Annotated in this window: 16 protein-coding genes; 1 reads left to right on the forward strand and 15 read right to left on the reverse strand. The window is 36.0% G+C overall.

Translation table 11 applies throughout. The annotated features are described in order from the left end of the window. Positions 1 to 9: 9 nt before the first annotated feature. From TYM08_RS14590 to TYM08_RS14600, 3 genes are all read right to left on the reverse strand, one after another. The gene (locus TYM08_RS14590) at positions 10 to 3,435 is read right to left on the reverse strand and encodes a DEAD/DEAH box helicase family protein (RefSeq protein ID WP_422379883.1); all 3,426 of its coding nucleotides are present in this window, start codon (positions 3,433 to 3,435) and stop codon (positions 10 to 12) included. 49 nt (positions 3,436 to 3,484) lie between these two features. Continuing rightward, entirely contained in the window at positions 3,485 to 4,945 is a 1,461-nt protein-coding gene (locus TYM08_RS14595; protein WP_422379884.1) for a sigma-54 interaction domain-containing protein, read from the reverse strand. Positions 4,946 to 5,831: 886 nt separating this feature from the next. Next, entirely contained in the window at positions 5,832 to 7,172 is a 1,341-nt protein-coding gene (locus TYM08_RS14600) for a hypothetical protein (protein ID WP_422379885.1), read from the reverse strand. Between the two features lie 131 nt (positions 7,173 to 7,303). On the opposite strand from TYM08_RS14600, the gene TYM08_RS14605 reads away from it, so the two are divergent. Beyond that, complete coding sequence (locus TYM08_RS14605) at positions 7,304 to 7,513, forward strand: helix-turn-helix domain-containing protein (protein WP_422379886.1); 210 nt, start codon at positions 7,304 to 7,306, stop codon at positions 7,511 to 7,513. 70 nt (positions 7,514 to 7,583) lie between these two features. On the opposite strand, the gene TYM08_RS14610 is transcribed toward TYM08_RS14605, so the two are convergent. The 12 genes from TYM08_RS14610 to TYM08_RS14665 all read right to left on the reverse strand — a co-directional run bounded on the left by TYM08_RS14610 (position 7,584) and on the right by TYM08_RS14665 (position 24,916). Further along, a complete protein-coding gene (locus TYM08_RS14610; RefSeq protein ID WP_422379887.1) occupies positions 7,584 to 7,880 on the reverse strand; it encodes a hypothetical protein in 297 nt (98 codons plus the stop codon). A gap of 1 nt (position 7,881) precedes the next feature. Further along, on the reverse strand, positions 7,882 to 9,066 hold the full coding sequence (locus TYM08_RS14615) for an Arm DNA-binding domain-containing protein (protein ID WP_422379888.1): 1,185 nt from the start codon (positions 9,064 to 9,066) through the stop codon (positions 7,882 to 7,884). 10 nt (positions 9,067 to 9,076) lie between these two features. After that, positions 9,077 to 9,286, reverse strand: a complete 210-nt coding sequence (locus TYM08_RS14620; protein WP_422379889.1) for a hypothetical protein — start codon at positions 9,284 to 9,286, stop codon at positions 9,077 to 9,079. Positions 9,287 to 9,652: 366 nt separating this feature from the next. Then, positions 9,653 to 10,480, reverse strand: coding sequence for a hypothetical protein (locus TYM08_RS14625; protein WP_422379890.1), 828 nt, complete (start codon positions 10,478 to 10,480; stop codon positions 9,653 to 9,655). After that, a complete protein-coding gene (locus TYM08_RS14630; protein ID WP_422379891.1) occupies positions 10,480 to 15,420 on the reverse strand; it encodes a tyrosine-type recombinase/integrase in 4,941 nt (1,646 codons plus the stop codon). The genes TYM08_RS14625 and TYM08_RS14630 overlap by 1 nt, the downstream gene beginning before the upstream one ends. Positions 15,421 to 15,747: 327 nt before the next feature. Then, complete coding sequence (locus tag TYM08_RS14635) at positions 15,748 to 16,245, reverse strand: chalcone isomerase family protein (RefSeq protein WP_422379892.1); 498 nt, start codon at positions 16,243 to 16,245, stop codon at positions 15,748 to 15,750. 110 nt (positions 16,246 to 16,355) lie between these two features. After that, entirely contained in the window at positions 16,356 to 17,231 is an 876-nt protein-coding gene (sucD, locus tag TYM08_RS14640; protein WP_422379893.1) for a succinate--CoA ligase subunit alpha, read from the reverse strand. Further along, complete coding sequence (gene sucC / locus TYM08_RS14645) at positions 17,231 to 18,397, reverse strand: ADP-forming succinate--CoA ligase subunit beta (protein ID WP_422379894.1); 1,167 nt, start codon at positions 18,395 to 18,397, stop codon at positions 17,231 to 17,233. Before sucC ends, sucD begins: the two co-directional genes overlap by 1 nt. 89 nt (positions 18,398 to 18,486) lie before the next feature. Beyond that, complete coding sequence (gene lpdA, locus TYM08_RS14650; RefSeq protein ID WP_422379895.1) at positions 18,487 to 19,926, reverse strand: dihydrolipoyl dehydrogenase; 1,440 nt, start codon at positions 19,924 to 19,926, stop codon at positions 18,487 to 18,489. A gap of 108 nt (positions 19,927 to 20,034) precedes the next feature. Next, positions 20,035 to 21,240 (reverse strand): 2-oxoglutarate dehydrogenase complex dihydrolipoyllysine-residue succinyltransferase, encoded by a 1,206-nt coding sequence (gene odhB / locus TYM08_RS14655; RefSeq protein ID WP_422379896.1) that lies wholly within the window; start codon positions 21,238 to 21,240, stop codon positions 20,035 to 20,037. Positions 21,241 to 21,249: 9 nt separating this feature from the next. After that, positions 21,250 to 24,096, reverse strand: coding sequence for a 2-oxoglutarate dehydrogenase E1 component (locus TYM08_RS14660; protein ID WP_422379897.1), 2,847 nt, complete (start codon positions 24,094 to 24,096; stop codon positions 21,250 to 21,252). A 115-nt stretch (positions 24,097 to 24,211) separates the two neighbouring features. Further along, a complete protein-coding gene (locus TYM08_RS14665; protein ID WP_422379898.1) occupies positions 24,212 to 24,916 on the reverse strand; it encodes a succinate dehydrogenase iron-sulfur subunit in 705 nt (234 codons plus the stop codon). Positions 24,917 to 24,922: the final 6 nt, after the last annotated feature.

Consider the following 24,922-nt stretch of genomic DNA (forward strand, 5'->3'; position numbering starts at 1 on the left):
AATTTTAATTTAGTCGGTGACTTGAATGTTTGATTCTTTAGTGCCTGTTTTTACAGCAAATCCTGCTACAAAATCGGCGATTAAATGTGCGTGTTCGTCTTTAAACAAACCGTCGATACCATCTCTATGTAAGGTGGTAAATGGCGCTTCGTATAATCGGTGTATGCTGATTTGGCCAGTATCGCATATTTCGTTTTTTAGTAGGGCTAAAAAGCGTTGTTGAACTGAATTTAAGCCAATGTGATGCTTTTGAATAAAGTCCTGAAATTTCAAATCAATTGCGGTGCTGTCTAAACCTACTATTGTGCGTAATAATTGATCGACATCCGCAATGGATTGAGGAAAAAACTGTTTAAGCATGGATAAATCAATTTGAGCGTTTTGCATGTGAAGCAACGAGTTTAACTGATCAAGTTCTGCTTGGGTCACTGGGTCGCCTGCTCGAATTTTTTGTAAAACTGGGCTGTCAGCAAATAAGGGTTGAAGTGTTTTTTCAACTTGCTGTCTGTATATTTCATAATCAACATTACGAATATTACTTTGCTTTTCTTTGATTTCGAATTCGTGTTCATTCTCTGGAATGTCGATTATTTTTTCTAGGTAATCGATATTGATGGTGTCTTTTTCTCGAAGATGAATGATGTCTCTTAGTGCAATTCTTGTTAGTTCTATTGTTTGGAAGTCTGCGGTTTCCCAAAATTCATCTTGTTGTACTTTTTCGATTGTTTGCGCTTTTTGTCTGACTTGATTTAAGTGCATGGACATTTTGCTGAGTTTATTTTTTGCTAGTGTAGTTAACTCATTGTATTGATCTTTATTTTGAAGCTGGGCTAATTGTGTCTGGGTCATTTCAATGTCCCACTTAATGGCTTCGGATTTACCCTGTACATTACTCCAACGCATTAGAGGTGCGACGTCTTCTAATAATGCTTTTTTAGTTGATGGGGCGAATTGTTTAAGTAATTCTATATTTTGATAGTTTTGTTTTATGCGCCAGTTGTCTTTAATGGCAATGCAATTATCATCAAGGGCGTCGATGTCGTTTTTGATTAAATCGATGACTGCATAAAACTCTTTTAATTTTGCTTTATGTAACGCAACATCGGCAAAGTTAACCCTTGCTTCAAATAATTTTTGGCTGATTGATTTAACGGGTCTTGCATCGTCGTCTTCGTGATCTAATGCAAAGTAATCGAAATTATTCCAGTGATCAAAAATTAAGAATTTCTCTTTGTCTTTTCCTGGGCCAAATAAATCTTTGCATAAACGTGTTCCACGACCTACCATTTGCCAAAATTTCACTTTTGATTTGATGGGTTTTGCGAACACTAAGTTCAACGCCTCTGGTACATCGATACCGGTGTCTAACATGTCAACGGATACCGCGATGGTGACTTTTTTAGGGCTGTCTTCTGTTAATTTAAAATCATCAATTAATTCTTCGGCACGTTCAAATTTTGAGTGAATGACCTGACAAAAATTACTGCCGTATTCTGGGTACATTTCTGAAAATAATTTGGCAAGAATTTCTGCGTGTTTGATGTTTCTTGCAAAAATAATGGTTTTGCCTAACGTTTGGCCGTCTGCCATGCATAAACCGCGAGTCATTAGATTTTTTAGAATTTCGCGGTTTGTGCCTTTGTTGTATACAGCTTCGTCAATTGTTTTTGCATCAAACTCTAAGTCGTTTGGATCGATGCCTTGATCTTCTAATGCGGCGATTTGCTCATCGTTTAATGATTTACCATTTATACCGTCACGTAAAAATTGCGTGGTAAAACTTACGACTTTAAAAGGGACTAAGTTTTTGTCGGCTACTGCTTGGTCTAATGGGTAGTTAGCGGTTGGCATTTTGTAGTCACAACCAAATAACTCAGTTGTAGAGCGGCTGACCATTTCAACGGGAGTTGCGGTTAACCCTACTTGAATAGCATCAAAATATTTGAAGATGTCGCCAAACACATTATAAATTGAGCGATGAGATTCATCGGCAATGATTAAATCAAAATAACCCGGGTCAAATTTTTGCATTATTTTTAGCATACCCGGATAGGTTGCTATGTAGATTCTTGCATTATGCATGTCGTGTTTTTTAGATTTACCGACCACATAGACTGGTTCTGAAAGAAATTCTTTATAAGCGTTGCCTGCTTGCTTGCGTAATTCTTTGCGGTCACATAAAAACAATATGCGTTTTGTCCAACCTGCGTCTAACATACGTTTGGTTAGTGCGATGGATACACGGGTTTTACCTGTTCCGGTTGCTTGCACTACTAAGGCTTTGCGGTGATTGTTTGTGAATCTTTCACAGACACGGGTGATGGTTTCTATTTGGTAATCACGCCCTGCAATTTCTGTGTTGATTGGAGTTGTGAGTAAGTCTTTACGGTGCTGTCTTTGGCGAATTAAATATTGCAAACTGTCTTTGCTATAAAAACCATAAAGTTTTCTTGAACCGTATTCTTGCGCGTCATCTAAAATGTAGATTTCTTTGCCGTTTGTATAAAATACAACTGGACGTTGACCACATTGTTTTTCTAGTGCGTCGGCGTAAATTACGGCTTGTTGGCGGCCTTTTTCTGCGCTTTCTCTTGTGCGCTTTGCTTCAATTACGGCTAATGGTTTTCCGTTGTCGTCCCATAGAACGTAATCGCAATAACCGATGCCTGAAGGTGTGGGTTGGTCGCTTACTTTATATTCTCTACTGACTTGCTCTGTACTGGCTTCGCTATTAATTAAGTCGATATCCCAACCTGCGCTGTGTAAGTCGGTATCAATTAATTTACGACGTGTTTCAGCTTCATTTAATTCTAAATGACTGATGGCTTGCTGGCTGACATGTTGGTTATTTTTAAGATTGGCTTGTTGCTCAAGTTCACTTAATTGCTGTTTGAGTTTTGAGTTCTCCAATGCCGCTTTTTGCTGAGCCTTTTTGATGGAATCAAGTTCAACTAAAGCACTTTTTAAACGCTTATTATGCTCGGCGTCTTGAGTGTCTGTGTTTTTTGGTTGATCTTGTAAGGGAGTAACAAATGGCTTTAAGTCGGCTGCTGTGCCTTTTTGCGTGGTTAATAATAACCAGCAACTTAATATGTGTGCTTCTTTAAGTAACCACAAAGGATCACCTTGCGTGATTTTACCTTCATGTGCTGCTCGGTTGCCTCTTTTTCGAATAGCGTGAAGTTTGTCTAAAATAGCGCGATCGCCAACTGATGCTTCAAAGTCATTACTTTGCAAACGATCTATAAAATTTTTACCTGGCACTAGTGGCAAATTAAATAATGTATACACTTCACCAACTAATTGCTCAGCAAAGCAGCGCAATTTAATTAGTGCACTTTGAGGGTCACTATTTACATACGATTCTGCATGGCCACATAAATTTGCCAAGTCTTCCCAGTGAGGTCGTATGTGTTCGAAGTTTATTGATTTCATAAATTTTATTCTTTTCATATCCGCCCTATTGCTAGGACTGTGCCAAAGTTTATTTTACTTCGTATTTTTCAATCCAATTGCCCAGTGTCTGGTAGTTTGGAAGTCCTAATAATTTTGCTGCTTTTGTTTTGTTTTCGTTTGATATTGCCATTGCGCGGGGAATATAGTGTTTGACTACTTCGCCCATTACGCTATGTAAATCAAGGCCTTCAGCTATTTCACGTCCTAAAATATCCGATGGTTTGTCTTGTATGATCAACATTGCATTTTCAATGTCTTTTAATGATATTTCTTTGGTTTGCGACCATAGTGCTGCTCGCATTAATGTTGATTGTAACTCTCGTACATTACCACGCCAATACTGTTTTAGGATAAAATTTCTTGCTTTAACAGAAATTTTCTTACTATTGTGATTGTGCATTGTTGAGTAGATATCGGCCAAGAGTTTATCGGCTAATAACGTGAGGTCGCCTTTGCGCTCTCTAATAGGTGGTAATTTTAATACACCTACAGCAACTCGATAGAATAAATCTTCACGGAATCGGCCTTGTGCGACTTCTTGCATTAAGTCTTTATTGGTTGCAGCAATGATTCTGACTTTTACTTTTTCTGTTTTATTATCGCCAACTTTAGTTAACTCGCCCGATTGTAACACTCGCAGTAATCGAACTTGTACGGATTCGGGTAATTCTCCAAATTCGTCTAAAAATAATGTTCCGCCATTTGCTTGCTGGAAAAACCCTTGTTTGTCGGCAATTGCCCCTGTAAACGCGCCTTTTTTGTGTCCAAATAATAGAGAGTCAATTAACTCTTCGGGGATGGCTCCGCAGTTTACTGTGATTAGGTTTTTGACGTTACGGTTACTTGCGTTGTGGATGGCGGTTGCGAATAACTCTTTACCAGTGCCGGACTCACCATATATTAATACTGGAAAATCAGTACCGGCTAGAATGGCGGCTTTTTCTTTGAGCTCTATTAACTGTGCATTTTGCGTCACAATGGCATCAAAGGCCGATAATCGATCGACTTCACCAAAAGCTTGTTTGGATAATGTACTGAGGGTTTTGGGAATGAATTCGGCAGAAATCTCAAAAGGTACTTCAACTTGCTCGATGCCTTGCTCTCTGCTGACTTGATAAAAGGTGACATCGTATTTGGTTTTACCTAACAAAATCCAAATTGCCTGCATCGCTGGAGTGCCTGGGCTTAATAAAACCGCGATTTCTTCATTGGCTTCACTTAATTGAGATAACAATTTGTCAGCGGCTAAGTAAATATCGTTAAAGTCAGTAGGTGTCTTTAACTTAGCTTGTTTGATGTTTAATTTGGATTGAGTGTTAGCTGCAAGCCATTCTTTATATGGCTTGGTTTGTTCTGGGGGGTAGTTAACCAGTAGATTCAAATGAGTAAATTGCATATTAGCAATCAACTTACCGATAGGCCCTGCTTGATCTAGGTCTTCGGTCATAAATCTTAGATCTGTTGCGCCAATCCAACTTACCAATTGCATACTCAGTCCCTATGCGAATTCATTGTTTTTTAGGAGGGGGATTGTAGCAAAGTGGATTGATAGAACATAGTGTTAGTAATAAGTTGAACTTTATCCAAGATTTAATGAAGTACTTACTTTGGCATTCAAATTAAGTCAGAAACGTTACTAAAATACATAACAAACCCGTCACATACATGTTTAATGTGTGAGTCAAATTATGTTTTGTCGGGTGTTCTAATCACTCCAAAAATTAATATTTTATTAATCATCTTCAACACCTCAAACATTATTGAAAAATTAAAACATCAACTATATTTAAACCGCCTCAAGGCGAGGCTAGTTTAAATTTTAGAAGAACGTTATGGACAAGGTAAATTCACTATTATATTTTTTTAAAGGCAGCCGTATACAAGAAGGTGAGCGAGTTATTGAGTCAGCAGATTTTAATAACCGGTTATTCGGTAAAAAGAAATTTTGTACTGGTGACAAATAAACATGTAATACTTTACCCAACAGGCAGTGCTACTAATGAAATTCAAATTCCCTGTAAAGCCATTACAAACTAGTATTTTGAAGAACGTAAAAATATCGATTTCATTAAAGTTGAGTTTAATGGTGAATTAATTGTATTTGAAACTAAAAATCAGAAGCTTGTTTAGAGTTACTAAACGCGATTGAGGTATATCGTCAAAACCGGGAAACAAAGCGATTCCGATGTTGCCCTAAGAAGATGCAATTCCAGCTTAAGGTTATGATTAAACTTTGGCAGAGTACGACATTGAATGATGCGGAGTATGCTATTGAGCGTGAGGGGATTTTGAGTTGTGTTTAGTTTGAATTTAGATCTTGGATGGATATGAATAGAACAGCCTTAAATAAAGGCTGTTCATTTTAAACTTTTGATTTACTCAATAAATGTCAAAGTACTATCTGGTGCGTATATTTGAAAATAAACTTCAGGATATGCAGTATCATCTTCGAGTGTTATTTCAATGTTATAAGTACCTGACTCAAGGAGGCTTGCTCTAATATAATCATGAAATTCTCCAGATGTTCCAGAATATGAATATGCATCACCTGTAATACTAACTGAGTAATAACTTTCCAAATTTTGAATAATAAAAGTTGCTTCAAAAGTATCGACGGAAGATTCAAGGTTTAATTCATAGTTTAATGTTTTTCTATTTTCATTAAAAAACATTGATTCCTCATGAGTTATGTTACTTAAACATTTACTTATATCGGGCGCTTTCTTTAGAAACGTAGCACCAGAAGTAATATCAAGCAATGGCTCTTGATCATTAAATGTATATTTAATTTCTAGATAATAATCGCATTGGCTAGTGTTTTTTAAATGAAAGTCCAAAGCTTCAACTGTAAAAATATCATTATTTTTCATAACTGAATAACCCATGTTATCAATTAATTGCACTAAATAAACATCTGAATTTTCTAATTCAATTTTATAACTGATTGCTTCACCCTCATTAGTTACCAGTTCAATCACAAACCCCTCACCTGAAGCACTATCAACATTCAGAGTGTAGATTTCCTCACCTGTAATAGAATTAATCGCTATATCATAGCTATGCTGTCCATATACTGAAAAACAGGATTTAAATTCTATTGAACTGTCGTCACTATCAGTGTAATTAGTTGTGTATGTACCAGAAATAGTGCATTCATAAGTAACAAAGACAGTATCTACACCATCAATTACTCTAATCTCATCTGATAAATAATTCTCATCCTGTTTATATGTTTCAACTGGTATTTCTGAACTTGTATCTGTATCTGATTGTACTGGAGTATCAAATCGTTCTGGAGAAAACGCATTAGATTGATCTAATTTTTCTTGGAGAAGAGTAAGGAATTCTTCTTCAATATCCTTCATGTCACTAACCGTCATAAATTTTGAATTTTGCTCTCCAAAATCTACAATCAACGAAAACTCATCAAAATATTGGCCATCATAAACCGTCAAAGTCACTTTGTGCTCGCCATAAATTTCAACATCTGAAATAAGTAATTCATTTCCAGTTCCGATTTCATCCCCATCAATTGACCAGCTAAAAGAAAGTTCTGCTATTGCAGTATTCGTATCAGATGAAGTGGAAAGCAGTCGACTACTTTGAATTGAAAAACTGGCACTTGGTGGCAGATTTTCTAGTGATTCGTCTGAGTTGTTAAATTCATCTAAACAGCTGGTTTGAGTTAGTAATATCCCTGTGAATATTGCTGCCATTTTTATATTTTTTAATTTCATTGTTTGTATCTCCTATTTTTAAAATTCCAATGCCATAAATGGGTAATATATGCCGTGGAATGATATGCGTTTACTGATGATAGTTCTACCTTTTTTTGAGGTATAACTAAATGATTGATGAACGTATCAAGTTGTTTGGACAAAAAGTCCGTGAAGCTCGTAAGTCACAAGGATTATCACAAGAGGCTTTTGCACATTTAAGTGGAATAGATCGGAGTTATATGGGAAAAATTGAACGCGGTGAGAATAATATTACCTTGGCGAGAGCCTATGAAATTAGTGACGCCCTCAATGTCACTCTAAATATGTTGATCGAATAAGTCCTCACCTTAAACACAGTAACAATAGATTGTAAAACGCACTCCGTACGCTTTACAGCCTTAGTGCCCATCAGCTACCAATCAACCATGGCATCTCAAGTTTATGAGCATTGCTGGTAAGTAGCTGCTTTAATTCATCCACTAATTCATTTAAAAACTGATCTTGTACTTCAATTGTTTCTATCAACCAAAAATCAATTAACCACTTTGAAACTGCATTAATGAGAGTTGTATCTGAATAGCCGACTAAATAACACGATAGTGGTGAGTCGACAATTTCTACGCGAGCAATTAATTTAATAGCTGTTTCTTTTACAATTCGACGATTTTTCATTTTTGATTCAATTATGATATTTGAAATATACATATTATTTCCCCTCACCCAAGCTGTTTTTGATGTTAGCTTCAATTAATTTGTTAAATGCCTGTCCGTCTGTTCTTAGTGCATTTGGCACGTAACGCGAATAGATTCGAAATAACATTTCAGTTGTACTGTGCCCTAGCTGTCTTGCTATCCATTCTGGGCTTTCACCAGATGCAAGCCATAATGAAGCGGCTGTGTGTCTGGTTTGATAAAGTCTTCTAGGTGAGTACCCAAGTAACTTTAATGTTGGCAACCAAATTCTATTGTGGATATTGGTATTTGATATAGGGGTATCGATACTTGTACAAAATACAAAATCATCAAATTTCTTCATTGTTTTTTTATGATTGAGTAATGCCTCATAAACTAAGTCGCACATATGAATTTCACGAAACGCATGTTCATTTTTTGGATCGCCTACCCCATATACACCTAACGCTTGCTCTACAATGATTTGCCTATTTTCAAAATCAATATGCTTCCATTGCAGGCCGTTAACTTCACCTGATCGCATCCCTGTAAAGAAGCGTGTTATGAAATAATCTTTAAAATCAGGTCTTACGATTTCAAGAAACTTCGTAATATCTGATAAAGACAACGGCTGGATATCCGGCTTTACTCCCTTTAAAGGCTTTACCGATGTTAAGTTAAATTTAAAATTAAAACGCTCTGCTGCTTCCGTCATAATTGACTTCATCAACGTAATGTTTTTATTTATAGTCGCAGCAGCCAAAGGTACCCCAGACTTATTAGGCATTTGAGTCAGTTTATTTCTGTACATGAGCACATCAGTTTTTGCAATTTGATCTAAGTGCATGTCACCAAATTCTGGAATTAAATATTTATAAAAATTCCCATTAACTGTGCCGACATAAGTTCTTCTCCAGCTTGGCGACATTTCGAATATCCATTGCTCTGAAAACTCTTTGAACGTTGGTATTTCATTGGATGATTTCTTTGCTAATTGCAAAGATTTAGCCTCCAATTTATCGGCCATTTTCGATTTAGGAAAATATTTTTTATAATCAAAGGTTTCCAAGGTAATTTCAGCGTCTATTTTTTTCAAAATAGATTCTGCTCTTTTTTTATTAGCAGGTGTACTTTCTAACTTTGTTAACTCGCGACAGCGTTGGTTTTGAAAGTTAAAATCAAATACTAATCGCCCGTTTCTTTCAGTGATTTTAGACATTACAAACTCCTTATTGAAGACCAGCAATTAAATCGCTAACAGTGTTTCCGGCTAACATTGTTTCTTCAACCTTCTCCCAGATATAAAGCGTTTTACGGCCACCAAAAGGGCGTATATAATGAACGCCTTCTATTAGTACAGAATCCTTCAAAGTACTGCGAATGGTTCTTGGTTCGTATTTTATTTTTTCGGACAGTTCGTTTGTTGTTAAATAAGTCATACATGCTCCAATAAAGTTAAGTTATATTTAAGCTCTTTAATGTTGTTTTAAGCTTGTATATAAGAATATATGGAGATTAATGGTTATTACAGAACTCAATTTTTGAGGGTTTTGGAGCGGAAATTTTGCAAGCTTTCAATGTGATTTCTGAAATTATCTTTCTAAAATTTGTTAACTATAATATTTTTTCTGAAAAGAATTCTTTTGAGGAGTAAGTATTTATTGTGAAAAAAGCGTTAATTATCAGGAAATTTTAAGTGTGAATGGCTCGCACTTTAGTGATTGGGATTTAAGTGTGAATGATTCACACTCTAGTGAAAAGTGAGTGCGTGGTTCAATAAAATTAAAGGATGCGCTCTGTAGTATTTAGTATATGATTGTATTTTGCTCATTCACTATTGATGATTTGTGAAATTTAATTAGTTCACACATACCATCACTTTTTTGTATGTAATAAATATCTAAAAGGCAATCTTCAATACCAGAAGTCAGAAATTTCTTATAATCACTCTTGGAAACCCTTAAATCCTTTTTCTGAGGTGTTAATAAATGGAGTCTACAATCAGAATTTCTCGTACCATCAAATGTTGCTCCAAGTATTTTTTGGACAACTGAATCAATATCTTTGGTTTTGTCATATAGTATTGCATGTTTCTTTTCAGTTGCAGTTATTACATTTTTTTCATTATCACTATTGAATACAGTTATAGTGTTTTCATGAATATAAGTCTGAAGTTTAGAAACTTGTTTTTTACCTATTTTTGTTATTATTTCAGTTTCTATATCTGAACAATCAATTTTAGATTTTAGATTATGTTCTCTTTTTTCCAAACTAAGTAAAATTTTATAAAAATCATCTATAACTGTATTAAAAAAAGATTTTAATGTAACTGCTTCTTTCGAGACAATAGGAAGGTTTTTGTTATTTTGTTCGTCATCAATAATAAATGCAAAGAATACCGTAATAGAGCCATTATCTCTTATATGGTAAGACATAATATTGAATTTTGAATAAAATGTTCTTTTTAAATTGTGCAGCTTAATATACTTCATGATTTCAGCGTCAAAGAAATCATGAAAGTTTGAGCATATCTTATGTTTCTTTTCTTCTTCAGTGCGGTTTAACATGCCATCAGGGATATTAAGGTCTTCAATTGTAGTGAAACTAACAAGGTTTTTTCTAACAATTTCCATTAAATACTTCCTATTGATTCTTTATGACTAAAAAATAGTAAAATTAAAAAATTAAGTTCCTTGAGTGTATCAACAGAAAACACAGGTGTCACCTCTGTTTCAACTTGTATTGCAGACCTAGGGCGTACATTATTGTACAATGATTTTTCACCACCAATTTTTCTAATTTCACAATTTAAGTTTTTACTCCATTTTTTAATCTCATTATCGGTAAATGCCCTAGGTTGGAATATTATAAACCTTGGTTCATCTGAATGAATCTTTTGTATATATTGAATAAATTCAATTGAATGATCAATACTTTCAAAGTGCCATTTTCCATCTTTACGTAAACATAACTGCCAAATACTACGCAATTCTTTTAGTTCACGATCTGATAATTCAGTTAGATTTCTTAGAACTGGTGTATAAATTGATTTAGAAATATTAAAATTAATGTTGATTTTAGTTGTTGCACTATTGTTTTTCATGAATTTTATAAAATTGGTCAGTAGTTCAAGTGAAAAACCGGTAATATGATGAATTAAGTCTACAGAGTAAGCTTTATTTATTAACTCATTTACTTTAATAGCTGAAATTAAATCAAACTTTAATTCAAAATTAGATATTGAATTATTGAATTGAATATCTTTATATTTAGACTCATGCCAATTATCAAAGCAACGGATAAATAAATCTAAACTTGATAGGTCTGGATTAACATTTTTATCCCTTCTACGCCATTGTCGAATTAACGGCTCATTAACTTTTAATAGAAATGCAATTTTTTTGTCAGAAATCTTATGATAAACAACCTTGTCAAATACTCCATGACTATAAGTTTTCAATGTAATTAATGGCGATTTATGACCAAAAAAAGAAGAGGTTTCCCAAATATCTTTAGGTGTTTTGGCCATTGCTATTTTTTTAGTGATTGCATAATGCCTAAACATGTGGAGATGTACATTACATGCTAAAAATAAAGAACATTGATTAGTAAAGTTGATCAATAAGGGCTCAATTTCCTTACCCATGATTGAGAAAAATGGAGTTATTTTTTTTGAAGGTGGCCCATTTATTAATGATATTTCCTTTAATGATTGTATGCATTTTGTTGTTAGGTTTTCAAAGTTTATAAATCGATTTGACTGCGTGGTTTTTACCTTTTTCAACTTATTGTAGCGAATATGAATTAATTCATTTTCAAAATCAATATCTTGTTTTGAAAGATTAATTAGTTCATTGCTTCGCATTCCAGTTTCACAAAGCAATAGAGTAAATGCAGTAAAAACACTACTATTCTTAAACTTCTCTTGTAATATTTTAATTTGACTTGTAAAGAGAGTATCAATTTTTACATCTTTTGATATAGAAGCGGTATTAAAATCAAAATTTATATCTACACAATAAAATTCTTTTTTATAAAATTTATGAAATTCTCTAAGAATTAAAGAAGAATCATTTAATTTTGAACGTTGCAGTATATCTTCATATCCATCCTCAATACTTTCTGCATTTAAATTCGATATTGCTTTAAACTGAAAAACCTCTGTTATATTTTTATAATGAAAAAGGAGGTAAGTTATAATTCTTCCAATGCTTTTAGTTTGTACGGTACCATTTTGTAGAAGTTCTAATCCCCAATATGAAAATACACTTGGCCAATAACTTCGCTTGTTAGCTTTAAATTCTTCGAATACATCCCTTAATTTATTTTTTTTATCAACATCTTCGATTTTTAAACGATTTATTTCTTTTACCTTCAAAAAAAAGACAAGGTTGTCTTGGGCCAATATATTTTCTACTGATTCTAATGGTTTACTTTGGTTATGCTCACTCTGATTAAATTCATTATTTTCAAATAGGCATTGTTTCGAAAATTGTCTAATCCAACCAATTGTTTTTACATCTTTAATTGTCGTCCCCTTTAAATACGACTGGTACATCCCTGACTTTCTGTAGAGAATTCCGTTACTAACAGTTTGTTTAAGTTCTTTTATTGAGCGAGGTAGGTTTAAATTTACAAATTTTGATTGATAATGAAGCCAGGTTCGAATTGAATTTGAAATTTGCTCTAATGATACATCCACTAACAATGGATATAAGTAATAATAATGCAATAGCCACCCTTCTGAAGGTGACCATCTAAATTTTTTAGATTCAAAAAAAACGTTATTCTCGATAATTTCAGGTCGCTTTAAAATCATTTTTTTAAATGAGGTAATATCAATTTCTTTTATTCCATGAACCAATGCTGAAATATAAATAAAACTCCAGGCTTGAGCGGTACTTTTAATTTTTTCGATATTGTCTATTCGGTTAATTGCTTCTTCAATAATTACATAATTTTGAACAAAATATGAGCTATTTAGCGATATAAGTGAACGGGTCCTTGAAGATGCTTCATATCCTAAAGTTGGCAAGTCTAGGTTCCACCCTCGTTGATTAGAGAATCGTTTTAGCAATTTTTTTAAAGAGATTGAAAGCCTGTGTTGATTATCGTAATTACTACAATTATCAAAGCACTTTTTAACTTGGGACGCCTTGGGTTGTTGCTTATTTGTTATATTATTAGAATTCAGAATTATTTTTAAATTTAATTTTCTCTCTTTTTCCTTTTTTTTGTAGAGTGAAAGTCTTAATTTAGGACCAAACTTTTTATTAAATGGGATATGTTTGGTTTGATTTGATGATACCTCAAGGATACTTTGGTTAGCCCTGCAACCTACTGTAGCTCTAAGGCTAATATCTTTAACAAATTTATTTAATATCGGTTTAATTATAAGGGTTAACTGTTCAATACTTAACGGCGAAAATTCCGAAATTGGGCCAGTATCATTGCTATAATGGCCAAGTTGAAAATTTACATATAATCTATCTAATCCTTCTTTTATCAAATATGAAGACAAAATATGGCGTGAGATATTTGAAGCCACACTTACTCTAGCGAAGTACTCATCAACTTTCTTTTTAGGTATTTCACAAATATTAAAAGTATTATCAAACATAAAAAATTGAGGGATGTTACAAAACTCAAGATTCATCGAAGATCTGATTTCATCTGCAAGATCTTTTTTGATTAAGCCAATTCGCGCTGTTAAATTGTCGAGATGATTATCGTAAGCTTTACGTATCTTGGTAGTAATATCGGGTAATGCAACTACCCTGGAAACATGGCTTGCATCAACAATTTTATCACAAATGAATAAAGCATTATCTTCAATAAAATCGATCCTTCTAGCGAACATACTATTAACAGGTCTATGCCCACTAATGAGTGAAAGTTGCATAATAGTAAATAGACTATATTCAAGATGGTACTCACTTAAATCACTCGCATTTTTAATTTGTTTGGCTTTCGTATTTAACTCACCTCTTAACTTAGAAATCCACTCACTCACTTGTTTAGTATCATTGTTCTTTTTGGAGCCTACTATTGAATTTAAATGATCGGATAATTCAACTGATGTATTAAATTCTGTAAGCTCATTCATTACCTGTTGAGATCTTTTGTAGATATGTTTATTTTCAAAGCTGGCGTAATAAATACCATCATGAATTTGAAATCTATGAAAAGGTGTTACGTGGTACGAAAAAATCTCATCCTTAAATAGATGTAAATGTCGATAAAACTGGTAATCTCTGATGGTGCTTAATGTTGGAAATCTATCTATTTTAAGACTTATCTTAGCTATTTCATTATTTAGCTGTTTTTGTTCAATATTTAATTGATCACTTAAACTCTTTTGTAAGTCAGTATTTAAATGGCATTGTAATAAATCAATGAATTCCCATGGCACACATCTTAATACCCTAGAATATGACTTGCCTAACTTTGAGTAATGTACAAAATACCTATCCATGCAGATATATGCATTTTCATAAGTATTGGCAGGTATCTCAACTATAGATGATACAAAATAAAGCTTGTCATAATCCCTGATATCCACTCCTGTTAGCAAAGAAACTAATATTGCTAGCTTTTCTTTGGTTGGGTCTTCGACAAGGTAATCAAACAATAGCTTGGCATAAGCTAATGGCAGTGTATGTCTATGGCAATCGGGCTGAAATAGTTGAATGGGCTCAAGTAGGTTACCTCCTTTAAATACTGAAAAGTCTCTTTTTGAGGTTGTTTTTGAATTGCCATCGTCGTTAGGCGTGTGAGAACTGGTATTGCTTCCATTGTCGACGATTATTTGGCTTATTTCCTCTGCATTATTCGGCGCTTTTCTCTGCGGGGTAAAATCGTTATTACTTCGTTTTTTTGGAGTTTGATTTTTAGATTTGTCATCAAATTTAGGCGCAATTGATGGTGTCAGCTTTTTTCCCATCAAATATTGGTTTATTGAAACCAGATCAATGAAGTTAATTGCCCAAGATTTAATATCCTTATCATTACTCTTTTTTTTGATATTGTTCAATAATTCACATAGTTCAATACAAGACAAACTTCCATCTGATTTTTTACTGCATTCTGTTAGTAATAATTTCCCTTCCAATGAGTTAGTGGTAGTACGTAATCGCCTCAATAATTCTGCGAAATTTTCTCTTCTTTTAGCATTAAATAATTTGGTGGTTTCTGATTGAATTTCATCGATATAAATACAAGGAAAAATCAAATGACTCAACAATGCAATGTAAACATCTTCTTGAGAAACCTTAGCTCCTTTTGTAAGAAATTCTAAAGTATAAAAGAAAGCATCATAGACCACTGAGTTTTTTACTATGACTTTTTTAGCGTTTATATAACCTGATATATTTATGGCAACTAACTCTTCTTTAAGTAGAAGAATATGTTCACTATTACTTGTTGATTTCTCAATCAATACATCAAAAACATTAATTAAAACACTTTTGAAATCTTCAAAATTAGGTACATCGGAAGGTGCATCCATTAAGTTAAAAAAGTTAATTAGATTAGGGCCAGCCGTATCGTTGTTAATGTAAAATGTCTTTGTCATGGAATCCTTGGTGACTATTAATTGATCAAATCGTAATGAATTTATATCACGCCGAAGGGGATTGTGCATTAATTATTTGTGACAGAATTTCTCTGTCGTGACAAAACTAATGCACATTATTGTCACGTAAATAATATAGTAGTTAATTAGTTGAATCCTTGATATTAAAGGCCTTAATTAGGTTGTTGTGCATTTAGGTGGATTAGCGGATATTAATGCATTTTGGTATAAATCTCCTTCGGAGGGGCGTATTCTATCCAAATGAACTAAGGGTGGGCGGCAGGATTATAGGCAGTTTCTGGTTTGATTTAAAGCGAATAAGTTGTTTTATTTTTGACTGATTAATTTTTGTCTTAATTTGGGCTCACTAGTATTACTAGACAGCCATATACTTAAGAATGCATCACTGAATTGTGTGTCGTTTATTTCGCCAATTAATTTACCATTATAATAAAACGATCCAATTCCTGTTTGTTGTTTATGAAAGGATAAATTATCGTTTTTGTTTATTTCTGGCAGGATTGTTTCAATTTTTTCACGCCACTTTGATATGGATTTTTGATCAAAATTTAGATGCTCCCACTGATTCACTGTGGCATCTACAATTCGATGTTTTGGTATATTTCGCAAATACGTAATGGATAATGTTAGCTCTTGATTGAGCGATTCAAATTTTTTATTTTTAGTAAATAAGCTACTATCGTAGACTTTCCAAAATAAATATTTAAACCTTGCCTCACCTACTTTATATTTATCTTCAGATAGTGGTGCTGAAAATGCAGTTGTTGACATTAGAAATAACAGTGTAAAGATTAGCTTTTTCATTTTTATATCTCATGGTTTTTAAATGTATACGAGACAATGGTAAAAGCAGATTTTGAAAACAAAAAAAAACCCGCAAAGCGGGTTTTAATTTAATTCATTTTAATTATGAATTATTTCCAGCCAGTAATCTCAGCTAATGCACTTCCGATTTCTGCTAAAGAACGTACAGTTTTAACACCAGCGTCTTCTAATGCAGCGAATTTCTCGTCTGCAGTACCCGCACCACCAGAGATGATTGCGCCAGCATGACCCATACGCTTACCTTCAGGTGCAGTTACACCAGCAATGTAAGATACAACAGGTTTAGTTACGTTTGCTTTGATGTAAGCTGCTGCTTCCTCTTCAGCTGTTCCGCCGATTTCACCAATCATTACGATTGCTTCAGTTTTAGGGTCTTTTTCAAACAACGCTAAAATATCGATGAAGTTAGAACCAGGAATTGGATCACCACCAATACCCACACAGGTAGACTGACCAAAACCGTGATCGGTTGTTTGTTTAACGGCTTCATACGTTAAAGTACCCGAGCGAGAAACAATACCAACTTTACCCGGTAAGTGAATGTGACCTGGCATAATACCAATTTTACATTCGCCTGGAGTAATTACACCTGGACAGTTAGGACCGATTAACGTCACACCTAAGTTATCACATACTACTTTAGCTTCTAACATGTCTAACGTTGGGATACCTTCAGTGATACATACGATTAACTCTAATCCTGAGTTAGCTGCTTCTAAGATGGAATCTTTACAAAATGGAGCAGGTACATAGATTACAGATGCTTGCGCGCCTGTTGCTTCTACTGCTTCAGCTACTGTATTAAACACAGGAAGGCCTAAATGCGTTTGACCACCTTTACCAGGTGTTACACCGCCGACCATTTTTGTGCCGTATTCGATTGCTTGTTCAGAGTGAAAAGTACCCTGAGCACCAGTGAAACCTTGACAGATTACTTTAGTGTCTTTGTTGATTAAAATACTCATTACTTAGCTCCTGATGCTTTAACAACTTGTTCAGCAGCGTCGCTTAGGCTTGTTGCTGCGATAATATCTAGACCAGATTCAGCTAGTACTTTTGAACCTAACTCAGCATTGTTACCTTCTAAACGTACAACTACAGGTACGTTTACGCCTACTTCTTTAACCGCGCCGATAATACCTTCAGCGATTAAATCACAACGCACGATACCACCAAAGATGTTCACTAATACTGCGTTCACTTTGTCATCTGACAAGATGATTTTGAAAGCTTCAGTCACACGCTCTTTTGTTGCTCCGCCGCCAACATCTAAGAAGTTAGCTGGCTTGCCGCCGTGTAATTGCACGATATCCATTGTACCCATTGCAAGACCAGCGCCGTTTACTAAACAGCCAATTGTTCCGTCTAATGCAACGTAGTTTAATTCCCAAGATGCCGCATGCGCTTCACGCTCGTCTTCTTGTGATGGATCTTGTAATGCTTTGATTTTTGGTAAACGATACAATGCGTTTGCATCGATGTTGATTTTGCCGTCCAACGCCATTAAATCACCTTCTTTAGTCGTGATTAACGGGTTAATTTCTAGCAATGCTAAATCAGCATCGTGGAAGAATTTACTTAAACCTAAGAAGATTTTAGTAAACTGTTTTATTTGGTTACCTTCAAGGCCAAGTTTAAACGCTAAGTCGCGTGCTTGGTAAGGTTGAGCACCAACTAAAGGATCAATCGTTGCTTTTAAGATTTTCTCTGGCGTTGCGTGTGCAACGTCTTCGATGTTCATTCCGCCTTCTGTTGATGCCATAAATACAACACGACGTGTTGCACGGTCAACTACTGCACCTAAGTACAATTCGCGATCAATGTTTGATGCTTCTTCAACTAAAATTTTGTTTACTGGTTGGCCATCAGCATCTGTTTGGAACGTTACTAGGTTTGTACCTAATAAACGATCACAGAATGCTTGAATTTGTTCATCAGAGTCAACTAACTCAACACCACCTGCTTTACCACGGCCACCTGCATGTACCTGTGCTTTAATTACAACTTTACCGCCGCCAAGCTTTTTAGCTGCTTCAATTGCTTCTGCTGCGTTATCGCAAGCATACCCATTTGGCACTGCAATGCCGTACTGTCTAAACAGTTCTTTTGCTTGATACTCGTGTAAGTTCATCTTGTTTCCACGTTTTAAAAAAGACCAAAGGTCAGGTTGATTACATAACAAAGCCGCGATTTCGCGGCTTTGATATTATGTTTAATTATTTATCTTTTCTTTCGGTTTGCAATTGCAAGTGCCATGTTATCAGCAGCTAAACATGCTTCACGAACCGTTTCAGATAACGTTGGATGCGCGTAACACATCATTTGGATATCTTCAGCACTTGATCCGAATTCTAATGCGATTAAGCCTTGCTGTACTAATTCAGAAGCGTGTAAACCAAAAATATGCATCCCTAGTAAACGATCAGTTTCTTCGTCAACTAATACTTTAACTGAACCCGTTGTGTCGTTTGCAGCCATTGCACGGCCGTTAGCAGCAAAAGGTACTTGACCTACTTTATATTTTACACCAGCAGATTTAAGTTCTTCTTCAGTTTTACCAACCCATGCGATTTCAGGGTGTGTATAAATAACTGAAGGAATTGCGTCGTAGTTCATTTGAACGTGAGTGTCACCGTGAATGATTTCAGCAACCATTACGCCTTCTTCTTCGCCTTTGTGCGCAAGCATAGGACCACGAACCAAATCACCAATTGCGTAAACACCAGGAACGGTTGTTTTACATTGATCATCAACGTGAACAAATCCACGTTCGTCAAGTTGAATACCTGAATCATCAGCAAAACAGCCGTCTGTTACTGGCTTACGACCTACACATACGATTAATTTATCAAATACTTCTGATTTTTCACCTTCTTTGTCAGTGAAATTAACCGTTACTTTTTTGCCTTTCACTTCAGAACCTGTAACACGAGATCCTAAACGAATGTCTAACCCTTGTTTGGTGAATGCTTTTAAAGCGTCTTTTGCAATTTTTTGATCGGCTGCTGGCAAGAACGTATCTACTGCTTCTAAAATAACAACTTCAGAACCTAAACGTCGCCAAACTGAACCTAACTCTAGACCGATTACACCAGCTCCAATCACACCTAAACGCTTAGGTACTTTATCAAATGCTAATGCCCCAGTTGAATCCACAATGGTGTCACCATTGTTTGGCGTCGGTGGAATATCAACAGGGATTGAACCCATTGCTAATATGACGTTTTTCGCTTCAACTGTTGACACTTCACCTTTGTTTGAAGTGACTTCAACGACTTTATTTGCAAGCAATTTACCCATGCCTTCAATTGAAGTCACGCCGTTTGCTTTGAACAAACCAGCAATACCACCAGTTAAGTTGCCGATGATTGTATTTTTACGCTTCATCATGCCTTCGATATCAATTTTTACATCTTTAACCGTGATACCGTGATCTTTAAATTCATGTTGAGACGCTTCAAAACGCTCAGAGGATTCTAATAATGCTTTTGATGGGATACAGCCAACATTCAAACATGTTCCGCCGTTTACCACTTTCCCTTCATCACTTACCCACTTTTCAACACAAGCAGTTTTCAAACCCAATTGTGCGGCTTTAATTGCAGCAATATAACCTGCTGGGCCAGAACCAATTACAACAACATCAAATTGCTCAGACATCTGTATTTACCTTTTTATTTGGAAGCAAACTTAAATGCGCTTGCTTCTTTATGATTATATTTTGTTTAGTTTTCTAAACCTGATCAAACCCGTAACACTTAAAAACAATTACACTTCTAATAAAATACGCGCTGGATCTTCTAATAAATCTTTTATGGCTACCAAAAATTGAACCGCTTCTTTGCCATCGATCAAACGGTGATCGTATGATAATGCTAAATACATCATTGGTAAGATTTCAACTTGACCGTTAACTGCCATTGGGCGCTCTTGAATTTTATGCATTCCCAATATTGCTGTTTGTGGCGGGTTTAATAAAGGTGTTGAAAGCAATGATCCAAATACACCACCGTTAGTGATTGTAAATGTACCACCTTGCATTTCGTCCATACCTAAACCGCCAGATTGTGCACGCATACCGTAGTCACGGATGGTTGATTCAACATCAGCCAGACTCATAGTATCAGTGTCACGTAAAACAGGAACGAATAAACCTTTTGGAGATGAAACCGCTACCGAAATATCTTGGTAACCGTGATAAACAATATCATCACCGTCAATTGATGCGTTTACAGCTGGAAAACGTTTTAACGCTTCAGTTGCTGCTTTAACAAAAAATGACATAAAACCTAAACGCGTACCGTTATGAGTTTTTTCAAATAAGTCTTTATACTGCTTACGAAGCTCCATTACTGGCTTCATGTTAACTTCGTTGAATGTCGTTAACATTGCTGCATTTTGTTGAGCTTCAACTAAACGCTTAGCAACGACTTTACGTAAACGAGTCATTGGAACGCGTTTTTCTACTTTTTCACCAGGGGCAACATTAATCGTTGCAGCAGCTGGTTTTTCTGCAGCTTTAACTGGTGCAGCAGCTGGCTTATTAGCCACAAAGTTTACAACGTCTTCTTTAGTTACACGACCGCCTTTACCTGTTGCAGGAATTGTCGCTGCATCCAGTTTGTGCTCATCAACTAAACGACGTGCTGCTGGTGACATAACAACGTTTCCAACTTTTACGTCTTCTTCTGAATCAGCAGGAGCTGCACTTGCCGTTGGTGCTGCACTTGCTGCTGCGCCGGCTTCAAAGTAACCAATCACTTCTTCAGAAAGCACAACATCGCCTTCATTTTTTTCGATCGATTTAATCACACCATCAGCGGGTGCTAAAATTTCTAATACTACTTTGTCAGTTTCAATCTCGACAATTAATTCGTCACGTTCTACTGCTTCACCTGGTTGTTTTGCCCAAGCTGCGATACTGCCATCTGCAACAGATTCTGGAAACTGGGGAGCTTTAATTTCAATAGCCATATCTTTTTCCTATTTGTTAATCACTAAAGCATCATTAAGAAGTTGCTCTAACTGTTCTAAGTGTAATTTCAAGTAACCAGCAGCTGCTGCTGCTGATGCTTCGCGACCTGCATAAGCCAAGGTTAATTTTGGATTATATTGATGCAACACATGACGAATGTGATGCTGACTTGAGTACCAAGCACCTTGATTAACTGGCTCTTCTTGACACCAAGTAACTTCAGTTACTGATTTGTACTGATTTAATACTTCAAGCAATGCCACTTCAGGAAATGGATACAGCTGCTCGATTCTTACTAATGCCACATCAGTAATTTCATCACGTTCACGACGCTCTAATAAGTCGTAATAAACTCGACCCGAACATAAAACGATACGTTTTACTTTTGATGCTTTGATGTTTTCGTCTGTTTCAGCTAATACGGTTTGGAATTGACCTTCAGCTAATTCTTCTAAAGTTGAAGTTGCTGCTTTATGACGTAACAAACTCTTAGGCGTCATAACAATTAACGGCTTACGTAAATTACGTAGCTGTTGACGGCGAATCATATGGAAGATTTGGGCAGGCGTAGTAGGCATACAAACTTGAATATTGTGCTCAGCACATAATTGCAAATAACGCTCTAATCTTGCTGAACTGTGCTCAGGACCTTGACCTTCGTAACCGTGAGGTAAGAACATACAAAGACCACATAAACGACCCCATTTATGTTCACCCGAGGTAATAAATTGATCAATTACAACCTGTGCGCCGTTAGCAAAATCACCAAACTGCGCTTCCCAGATAACCAATGAGTCAGGTGACGTGGTTGCATATCCGTATTCAAAACCTAATACAGCAAACTCTGAAAGAAAAGAATCATGGATCGTTAATCGACCCTGCTTATCATTCAAATGTTGCATTGGAATATGCAAAGATGCGTCGTTTTGATTATGCAATACAGCATGGCGATGAGAGAATGTGCCACGCCCCACATCTTGACCTGTAATTCGAACGTGTTCACCAGCTTCTAATAAAGTAGCAAAACCTAGAGATTCAGCAAACCCCCAGTTAATTGGCATTGCCCCTTGAGCCATTTTTGCTCGATCTTCGTAAATCTTTTGCACTTGACGCTGTATTGGGAAATCTGCTGGAACATTACTCATGCGCATTGCAATGTCTTGCATTGTGCTTAAATCAATGGATGAATCAAATTCATCAACCACTTCTTGATTAATAAACGGCGTCCAATCAACAAAGAATTCACGTTGAGATTTAGTCACCAATGCACGGGCTACGTGCTTGCCATTATCAAGTGCACTGCGGTATTCATTTGCAATTGATTTTTGCTGATCTTGTGTGATCAAACCTTCTGCAATCAATTTTTGGCAATACAATTCCCAAGTAGTTTTTTGTTTTTTGATTGCACTGTACATAAGTGGCTGTGTGCCAGATGGCTCATCTGCTTCATTATGTCCACGACGACGGTAACAAACTAAATCTATCACGACATCTTTATTAAATTGCTGACGGAAATCAACAGCCATTTGCGTAACAAATATTACCGCTTCTAGATCGTCTGCATTCACGTGGAAAATTGGCGCTTGGACCATTTTTGCAATATCAGTACAGTATTCAGTTGAACGTACATCTTCACGCTTGTTTGTGGTAAAACCTACTTGGTTATTAATCACAATGTGGAATGTACCGCCCGTACCATAAGCACGAGTTTGCGACGCCTGGAAGGTTTCCATTACCACGCCCTGGCCACAAAAAGCTGCATCACCATGTATGGAAACAGGTACCACTTCTTTACGTTCAGTATCGCCGCGACGATCTTGACGAGCGCGAACGCTACCTTCAATTACAGGGGAAACAATTTCTAAATGCGATGGGTTAAACGCCATTGCCAAATGCACTTCACCGCCTTCGGTTTCTACATTTGAAGAAAAACCTTGATGGTATTTTACATCACCTGATTTTTCATAAATCGCTTTGCCTTCAAATTCATCAAATAATTCGCGTGGGTTTTTACCTAAAACATTAATTAGCATATTTAAGCGACCACGGTGAGCCATGCCAATTACGATTTCTTTTGCGCCATATGAGCCAAAACGCTGAATCATTTCATCCATTAATGGAATAAATGCTTCACCACCTTCAAGACCAAAACGCTTAGTACCTGGATAACGTGAGCCTAGATATTTCTCTAAGCCTTCTGCTGCAGTTAATCGTTCTAAAATATGTAATTTTGATTCGTCAGAAAAATCGGGCTTTGAACGCGTGGATTCCATTCTCGCTTCAACCCAACGACGTTCTTTAGTGTCAGTGATATGAGTAAACTCAGCACCAATGCTAGAACAATAAGTAGCTTCTAGTGCTTCTACTACTTCTTTAAGGGTTGCATTATCTTTACCTAAGAATAAATTACTGCAATCAAAGATTGTGTCTTCATCAGCCTTACTTAGTTCATGATAATGTAAATCTAAGTCAGGAACGTCTTTTCGACTAATCAACGATAATGGATCCAAAATCGCTTTTTGGTGCCCACGCATACGGTATGCACCAGTTAGTCTTTGAAACTTAGCCTGTTTATGATTAACCGTGTTATTCATCTCAGGTGCGTTAGAAGTACCCGAGCCTAAGCGCTTACGGTCTTTGGCATATTGGGCAAAATGCTCACGTACAGTTGAGTGAGGAACATCTATTGAAACTTGGTCGTTAACATTGGGTAATTTGTTAAACGTATCTCTCCAGTTCTCAGGTACTGAGTTCGGATCGATTAAATAAGCTTCGTACAACTCTTCAAGGAAAGCGGAATTCCCGCCTGCCAAGTGGGACGAACTCCAAAGTTCATCCATCGATGTATCTTGCATCTTTGTTATCCTATTAAGGAATCCCGAATCAAAAGTGAAGGTTACGGGGGTTATTACCTTCACCCATTACATACGACAAAACCCATTTCTGGGTTTGTCTGCTAATTTCGATATATTAAGTAGCGCTATTTAATAGCATAGAACGAATATGACCAATTGCCTTAGTTGGGTTTAACCCTTTTGGACAAACTGCCACACAGTTCATGATGCCACGACAACGGAACACACTAAATGGATCATCTAAATCCGTTAAGCGTTCTTCAGTCGCTTCATCACGGCTATCGACTAAAAAGCGATACGCTTGTAATAATCCTGATGGCCCGATGAATTTATCAGGGTTCCACCAAAATGAAGGACAAGCGGTTGAACAACATGCGCATAAAATACATTCATATAAACCGTCTAACTTTTCACGTTCTTCAGGTGATTGTAGACGTTCGATTGCAGGTTTTGGCGAATTGTTGATCAAATATGGCTTGATTTTTTCATATTGAGCATAGAATTGAGACATATCGATGACTAAATCACGAATCACTGGTAAACCAGGTAACGGTCTTAGTTCTAATTTTTTAGCACTGCCTTTTACTTCTGATAATGCAGTGACACATGCCAGACCATTTTTGCCATTCATGTTCATGCCATCTGATCCACACACCCCTTCACGACATGAACGTCGGTAAGAGATGGTAGGGTCTTGTGCTTTTAATGCTTCTAAAACGTCCAATACCATCACATCTTTTCCACCTAGATCAAGATCGTAATCTTGCATATAAGGTTTCTTGTCTGTTTCAGGGTTATAACGATAAATACTGACTTTCATGATAAT

The organism is Marinicellulosiphila megalodicopiae (assembly GCF_045862395.1).
Taxonomy (GTDB): domain Bacteria; phylum Pseudomonadota; class Gammaproteobacteria; order Pseudomonadales; family Natronospirillaceae; genus Marinicellulosiphila; species Marinicellulosiphila megalodicopiae.

Coding starts and splice junctions, on each gene's coding strand:
- TYM08_RS14590 (WP_422379883.1), bottom strand. CDS start 3,435: ATGAAATCAATAAACTTCGAACACATACGACCTCACTGGGAAGACTTG.
- TYM08_RS14595 (WP_422379884.1), bottom strand. CDS start 4,945: ATGCAATTGGTAAGTTGGATTGGCGCAACAGATCTAAGATTTATGACC.
- TYM08_RS14600 (WP_422379885.1), bottom strand. CDS start 7,172: ATGGCAGCAATATTCACAGGGATATTACTAACTCAAACCAGCTGTTTA.
- TYM08_RS14605 (WP_422379886.1), top strand. CDS start 7,304: ATGATTGATGAACGTATCAAGTTGTTTGGACAAAAAGTCCGTGAAGCT.
- TYM08_RS14610 (WP_422379887.1), bottom strand. CDS start 7,880: ATGTATATTTCAAATATCATAATTGAATCAAAAATGAAAAATCGTCGA.
- TYM08_RS14615 (WP_422379888.1), bottom strand. CDS start 9,066: ATGTCTAAAATCACTGAAAGAAACGGGCGATTAGTATTTGATTTTAAC.
- TYM08_RS14620 (WP_422379889.1), bottom strand. CDS start 9,286: ATGACTTATTTAACAACAAACGAACTGTCCGAAAAAATAAAATACGAA.
- TYM08_RS14625 (WP_422379890.1), bottom strand. CDS start 10,480: ATGGAAATTGTTAGAAAAAACCTTGTTAGTTTCACTACAATTGAAGAC.
- TYM08_RS14630 (WP_422379891.1), bottom strand. CDS start 15,420: ATGACAAAGACATTTTACATTAACAACGATACGGCTGGCCCTAATCTA.
- TYM08_RS14635 (WP_422379892.1), bottom strand. CDS start 16,245: ATGAAAAAGCTAATCTTTACACTGTTATTTCTAATGTCAACAACTGCA.
- sucD (WP_422379893.1), bottom strand. CDS start 17,231: ATGAGTATTTTAATCAACAAAGACACTAAAGTAATCTGTCAAGGTTTC.
- sucC (WP_422379894.1), bottom strand. CDS start 18,397: ATGAACTTACACGAGTATCAAGCAAAAGAACTGTTTAGACAGTACGGC.
- lpdA (WP_422379895.1), bottom strand. CDS start 19,926: ATGTCTGAGCAATTTGATGTTGTTGTAATTGGTTCTGGCCCAGCAGGT.
- odhB (WP_422379896.1), bottom strand. CDS start 21,240: ATGGCTATTGAAATTAAAGCTCCCCAGTTTCCAGAATCTGTTGCAGAT.
- TYM08_RS14660 (WP_422379897.1), bottom strand. CDS start 24,096: ATGCAAGATACATCGATGGATGAACTTTGGAGTTCGTCCCACTTGGCA.
- TYM08_RS14665 (WP_422379898.1), bottom strand. CDS start 24,916: ATGAAAGTCAGTATTTATCGTTATAACCCTGAAACAGACAAGAAACCT.